Source organism: Alterirhizorhabdus solaris (genome assembly GCF_007785815.1).
In the GTDB taxonomy this organism is placed as follows: Bacteria; Pseudomonadota; Alphaproteobacteria; order Sphingomonadales; family Sphingomonadaceae; genus Alterirhizorhabdus; species Alterirhizorhabdus solaris.
Genome location: NZ_VNIM01000155.1, coordinates 1 through 6044, shown reverse-complemented (window position 1 = coordinate 6044; position 6044 = coordinate 1). Strand labels below are relative to the sequence as shown.

Sequence of the window (6044 nt, the reverse complement as noted above, 5' to 3'; positions counted from 1 at the left end):
CGGCGAACGCCTGCGCTCGGGCGTACCTCATGGACACTGGAAGACCACCACCCTCGTCGCCGGGCTGCGCCGCACCGGCATGGTCGCGCCGATGGTGCTCGACGGACCGATCAACCGCGATGCCTTCCCCTTCGACACTACCAGCGTGAGGCCATTCAGGCCGTCGAGGCGGGTTTGGCGGACAATCGCCGCGCGATGCTGGTGGCGATGGCCACCGGAACGGGCAAGACCAAGCTCGCCATCGCGATGCTCTATCGGTTGATTTCGGCCCGGCGTTTCCGACGGATCTGTTTCGTCGTCGACAGAAGCGCTCTCGGTCGCCAGACCAATGATGAATTCACCACAACCAAGGTGGTCAATGGCAAGGCCTTTGCCGATATCTTCGGCCTGAAGGGCTTGGCCGATGTGACCCCCGATGATGATACGCGGGTGCATATTTGCACCATTCAGGGCCTGGTGCGCCGAGTGCTCTATTCCGAGAGCGCCGAAGACGCGCCGCCAATCGACCAATACGACCTGATGGTCGTCGATGAATGCCACCGAGGCTATCTGCTCGACCGGGAAATGTCCGATGGCGATCTCAGCTTTCGCGATCAGTCGGACTATGTCTCGAAATATCGCCGGGTCCTTGAGCATTTCGATGCGGTCAAGATCGGCCTAACCGCGACGCCCGCGCTACACACGACCGACATTTTCGGAAAACCAGTCTTCACCTATTCCTACCGTGAAGCCGTAGTCGACGGTTTTCTCAACGATCACGAGCCGCCCATCCGGATTGCCACCAAGCTCTCGGAAGGCGGTATCCACTTCGTGCGCGAGGATACGGTCGATTTCGTCTATCCCCCGACCGGCCAGGTGGAGACGATCATTCTTGCCGATGAGGTTAATTTCGAAGTCGAGCAATTCAACAAGGGTGTTGTGACCGTCCCGTTCAACCGCGCGGTCGCCGAAGAACTGGTCAAATACATCGACCCCAGCGATCCCGATAAGACACTGATCTTCGCCGCCTCGAAGGCGCACGCCGATATCCTCGTCAAGGAGCTGCGCGACGCGTTCCGCAAAGCCTACGGCCCGATGAAGGATGAAACCGTGCAACGGTTGACCGGCGATGTCGACAAGATCGAAAACCTGATCTTATCCTTCCGCAACGACCCACTGCCTAAGATTGCGGTGACCGTAGATCTGCTGACCACCGGCGTCGATGTCCCGAAGATCACCAACATCGTTTTCATGCGACGGGTGAACAGCCGCATTCTGTATGAGCAGATGCTGGGCCGTGCGACGCGCCTCTGCCCTGAAATTGGCAAAGGAGCATTTCGCATCTTCGACGCGGTCGATCTCTACGCGCACCTGCAGGATATGACCGACATGAGGCCGGTCGCTGCGGAGCCTAAGTTCACCCTGACCAAGCTGTTCGAAGAGATGGCCGGTCATGGTGATGCGCCGCACAAGAACCGCGTTCGCGAACAGATCATTGTCCGCCTGCGCCGCCGCATCAAAAAGCTGACACCCGAGATGCGCGCCAGATTCGAAAAGGAGGCTGGCGAAACACCCGAGGCCAGCCTTGACCGTTTCATGCAAGGTGATCCCGGTGATCTCTCGAACTGGGTCTCGGATCGTCCCAATCTCGGCCCGATCCTCGATTGGACCAATGAGGATGGTACCCCGCGCTATGTGCCGATCAGTGAGCACGATGACGAGGTGATCAGCGTCACACGTGGTTATGGCACCGCCGACAAGCCCGAAGATTTCCTCGACAAGTTCACGCAATTCGTCCGCGACAATGTCAGATCAGACGGATATCGCTTGGTCTTCCTGGCGATGTCGGACATCCGCCCTCGGCTCTCTTCGGTCCACATCCAGAGCCTGAATCACATCCGACCAACCGTGCAAAGCCTTTTCCAAACGGTCTCTAAGGCCTCGGGCAACCGGGGCCTTCCTCATTGCGGAAGCATCGTCACGACGCCCGGAAAAGTGGAGTTTGGAAAACGGCCCTCGGAGACGGGCCCGCACTTTGCGTTCGGAAAAACCGAGACGTCAGTCTCCCGGCTCCACTCCGACATTCCAGTGCCTGCAAAGTCCCGGAAAAGCCGGGACATTCTGGCTCCAGCCCGAAGGCTAAATTATTGATGGAGAACAATAAAAAGACTGGTGCCGCTTACAGGACTCGAACCTGTGACCCCCGCATTACGAAGGCAGGGTAAGCGGACGAGAAAAGCAATATAAAATAGCCTTTGATAACGCTCCAGCCCCTCCAACCTGCGGCGACCCACGCGATCCCCAAACCTACGCACGTCCGTGTCGGAACAGTTTCCTAGCGAAAGCGCGTAGCTTTGGGAAAAGCCGCTGGAGTGACCTGCGCTATACCTACAAGGCCAGAAATCTACCTATGACGTGTGTACCGTCCCGTTTGCGTTCGGGACGGTACACATAACCGGTTAGCCCAACGCCGAGAATGCGTCGCTGGTCGGATCCAGACTGTAGGTATAATAAGTGACGCCGTTGGTTATGGATGCCCCATCGAACATGAGCGTGGTTGGGGCACGGTCGTTGACATTAATGCTAGTGCCATCCGAAAGGTCCAAGAGATCGTTGCCGCCGAAGGTGACTCGACCATCGTCATTTGAGTCGCGGATCGCCGTGGTGGTGACGATACGGTCTCCCGCTCCAAAATTGACAATGCTGTCGTTACCGAAACCTAACCCAAGTGCGGTGTCGAAGAAAAAGGTGTCTGCCACCGCATCGTTAGCGTCACCCCGTAATGCATCGTTGCCGAGACGCCCTTCTATTGCACCGTCTGGCCGCACGGTAGCATCGGCATAAAGGAAGCCTTCGGCGTTACTTCCAAGATAACGTATTCCGGCTTGAGGATCCAGCCCAGTGAAGGTGACGGTATCTGGTCCGCGCGTGCCGTCGATATCAAGTACGCTGTTACGGCCGAAGGTAATGATGCCGTCGCGATTAAAGTCTCGCAACGCCGTGTCGACCACCAGCAGATCATTCTTACCGAAGTCGATGATCGTATCGCGACCTGTGGAAGCGCTGGCCTCATATACGTACCGATCGACGCCAGCACCTCCAATGAAGCGATCGTTCCCACCATTCCCGATTAGAATGTCGTTACCAGCACCGCCCACCAGGAAGTCCGCCGCGTCACCGGCAACGATCCTGTCATTACCCTGTCCCGCATTGTAGTAAAAACTCTCAAGGGCGCGAAATGGTGGAAAGAAACTCAGGTCATCAGCGGCACTGGTGCCCAGCACGACACCTGTGAACGTGTCGCCACGAGCGGTGCCCGAAACGAGGTCGCGAACGTCAAAGGTTATTCCCTGCGTACCGGCGATGAACGTGACGCCTTCGTCGTCATAGCGAGATATGGGACCGGTCAGATTGTCATTCGCATCTTCTGCTTGGACTCTCACGGCAAGTCCGCCATCCTGATTCGCGAGAGTGCCGCCATCAAATGCAGCGCTGTTTCCTACCTCTGCTGAGGTGAAAGTCAGTCGGATGTTGCCGGTGCCGCCATCGAACCGATCGAAGCGAACCGTGTCGTTGCCTGCACCAAGGTTAACCCGATCTGCGCCGTCGGTGGCAATGGCAACCCCAACGCTATCGTCGCCGCTACCAGCAGTGATGATGTCATCACCAGTTCCGCCACTGATCTGATTGTTGCCACCGCCGGCGGTCAAAATGTCGTTACCGCCACCGCCAAACAGGATATCGTTCCCGATGCCTGTAGTCAGCGTATCATTCCCGTTTCCGGAGGTGATTGAGGCTTCAACATTGCCGGTGTCGACGTTGTTGTCGCCTGTATCGCTCAGATTGAGAATCAGCCGCTCGAAGCCCGAGATCGAGGTCCCGTCTGAGGCGGTTCCAGTCCCGGCAGCATCGAAGATCAGGTTGATTGGCGTGGCCGATCCAGCGACCGGACCGTTGAAATTGAAATTTAGAAGAAGGGTGTCGGTTCCTGCTCCGCCCTGGAGTTGATCAAGGCGACCGCCGGTGACGGTGTCGTTACCCTCACCGGCATCAACCACGTCACGTTTGGGGTCGACGGACCCGGCGAAGATGTTGGTCGGCCGGTCGACGGAATCGATCGTGTCGTTGCCACCGAGACCGTTGATTACATCCTCACCGTCGTTGCCGATAATCGTGTCGTCCTCGGGTGTCCCGTTCAACGTCTCGCCGTTATCCGTCCCTATGATAACCATTTCACTCTCCTCACCATCAGCCGGATACGCTAGATGCAGCAGTCACCGCGCGATGACCTTCACGAGGGCCATCGACCGGTAGCGACAGCCACCCGTTCCGCATTGGTTAACGAGCATTAATAGCAACAGTTTCAGCAAGACACAGACATTCCCAAAATGGGCTAATTTGTTCTGCAGAAACAAAACGTATTATAATTCCCGCTATTGACTTTAGCTTTTTCTCGAACGGACTCAGAGGTTGACTAGAGAACAAGCACCATGACTTAACCAGAGTTGCTTAACCGATGTCGAGCGATTAGGAAGGCACGTGCAAGCAGGCGCTCAATCTTCTTTTCTGCAGCTTCACTCAAGCATAGCCTAACCCCGCCTTTTCTGGCCGGGTCAGTTTCCTTTCGAAGAAGTGATGCATCAACAAGACGCTTGGCTACACGATCGCCAGTGCTCCGAGGAACCCGTGCAGCGCTACACATAGCCTGAAGTTGGGTGCTTTCGCCCCGGTTTTGGGCGACATATACCTCTAGTAGCATGTCCCAGGCTGGATCGGCGAACCATTCAGCGCCGAAAACAACGTCCCGCGCTGTGCGCATCTCCAAGATTGTTTCCGCCAATCTCAACGCGTCGGTTTCGGCCATCATTCCCTGACGCTCAAATCAGTAAGAGGTTCCGGTCGAGTTCCCTAAGGTGCGCAAGGGTGCCCAGCATTCTAAGGATCAGGCGGCTGTGACACGGGTGGACCGGCTCACCCCCTACCTCATGTCCTCCTGTGATCCACCGTTGCGCCGTTGGCCCGGTAGGGGGCCCTCACCGCCGTCCCGCCGCCCCTGCCAGTAGATGCTGCAGTCCATCTGAAGGGCTATTCTCCCGTAGGTGGACAAGCCGTGCTCGTCGGCGTAGCGGCGCACGTGGGCACCTCGATCTGGGCTGCGCAGCGCATCTCGGCAGATCTTGACGATGATCGGCAGCCGGCGCTGGTTCTGCTGTTCGGCCGCTTTTAGCCCTTCGCTGCTCGGCACAGCGGGCTGCAGGGGATCGAGCGCCTGGAGGGCGAGCAACAGGGCGATCATCATCCGGGGTCTATAACACGACGCTCAGATGATGCGCAGCGGCTTTGCCGATGCTACGACGCGGGGCGGGACCCTCAGGGCCACGTCGCAGTTCAGCCCTGTTCAGGCTTACCCAGCACGTAAAGCGCCGATGCCTCTCACTATCCATCGACACCGGCCACCGAACGACAAGGGCGGAGCCGCCGCCTTCTACGCCGAGGATGAGCACGGCCCGCTGGAAGTGTGGGTCACCTTCGAGCGCTGGGGAGCCCTCTGGATGCTCACGCCTAAACCGGCGACCGATGAGCAGCGCCTGGAGTTCGGCTTCACGCGCTGGAGATAGAGGCCAGTAGGTGCACGCCGTCTACAGCTGCCGGAGCCTTGAGACTCGTGTTTGTAGGTTAACCTTCTTGAGGTAGCGCCGCTGTGCCGGCATCACATCACACGATCAGAAAGTGCTCATCGGCCGCCGACCCCACCCGGCTATAAACATAGTAGGTCTGCCCATCGGCCCCCTCGGCTGCACCATCAAACTCAACCGATTTCACTCCGCCCGTGAACGCGACCGATGCAACCTGGTCACCGTCGACATTTGTAAGATTGCGTTTGAGAAGGATTCCCAAAGCGGCTTTGGCGTGATTCATAGGGCGTCGGACCCACGAAGCGAGCCGATGCCCGATGCCGAAGAGGAAGCCGCAAGCGAGGCGGCGCTACGACACTGACCTGACGGACATCCAGTGGGAGTTGATTGCGCCCTTGATCCCGGATGCGCGGGCTGGCGGCCGACCCC

4 protein-coding genes and 2 pseudogenes are annotated in these 6044 nt (G+C 58.0%); 3 read left to right on the top strand and 3 right to left on the bottom strand.

Features of this window, described 5'->3' with window-relative positions; genetic code table 11:
• Window positions 1-127, top strand: a pseudogene (locus tag FOY91_RS22500) (IS630 family transposase); the annotation flags it as partial.
• A 20-nt stretch (window positions 128-147) separates the two neighbouring features.
• Window positions 148-2130: pseudogene (gene hsdR / locus FOY91_RS20345) on the top strand (type I restriction-modification system endonuclease); the annotation flags it as partial.
• A gap of 308 nt (window positions 2131-2438) precedes the next feature.
• Here hsdR and FOY91_RS22670 read toward each other — a convergent pair.
• Complete coding sequence (locus FOY91_RS22670; RefSeq protein ID WP_145155765.1) at window positions 2439-4211, bottom strand: calcium-binding protein; 1773 nt, start codon at window positions 4209-4211, stop codon at window positions 2439-2441.
• A gap of 746 nt (window positions 4212-4957) precedes the next feature.
• Complete coding sequence (locus FOY91_RS20335; protein ID WP_145155763.1) at window positions 4958-5278, bottom strand: hypothetical protein; 321 nt, start codon at window positions 5276-5278, stop codon at window positions 4958-4960.
• A 25-nt stretch (window positions 5279-5303) separates the two neighbouring features.
• On the opposite strand from FOY91_RS20335, the gene FOY91_RS20330 reads away from it, so the two are divergent.
• The gene (locus FOY91_RS20330) at window positions 5304-5597 is read left to right on the top strand and encodes a hypothetical protein (RefSeq protein WP_145155761.1); all 294 of its coding nucleotides are present in this window, start codon (window positions 5304-5306) and stop codon (window positions 5595-5597) included.
• 97 nt (window positions 5598-5694) lie between these two features.
• Here FOY91_RS20330 and FOY91_RS20325 read toward each other — a convergent pair whose 3' ends face one another.
• On the bottom strand, window positions 5695-5898 hold the full coding sequence (locus FOY91_RS20325; protein ID WP_145155759.1) for a hypothetical protein: 204 nt from the start codon (window positions 5896-5898) through the stop codon (window positions 5695-5697).
• Between the last annotated feature and the right edge of the window lie 146 nt (window positions 5899-6044).

Coding starts and splice junctions, on each gene's coding strand:
- FOY91_RS22670 (WP_145155765.1), bottom strand. CDS start 4,211: ATGGTTATCATAGGGACGGATAACGGCGAGACGTTGAACGGGACACCC.
- FOY91_RS20335 (WP_145155763.1), bottom strand. CDS start 5,278: ATGATGATCGCCCTGTTGCTCGCCCTCCAGGCGCTCGATCCCCTGCAG.
- FOY91_RS20330 (WP_145155761.1), top strand. CDS start 5,304: ATGATGCGCAGCGGCTTTGCCGATGCTACGACGCGGGGCGGGACCCTC.
- FOY91_RS20325 (WP_145155759.1), bottom strand. CDS start 5,898: ATGAATCACGCCAAAGCCGCTTTGGGAATCCTTCTCAAACGCAATCTT.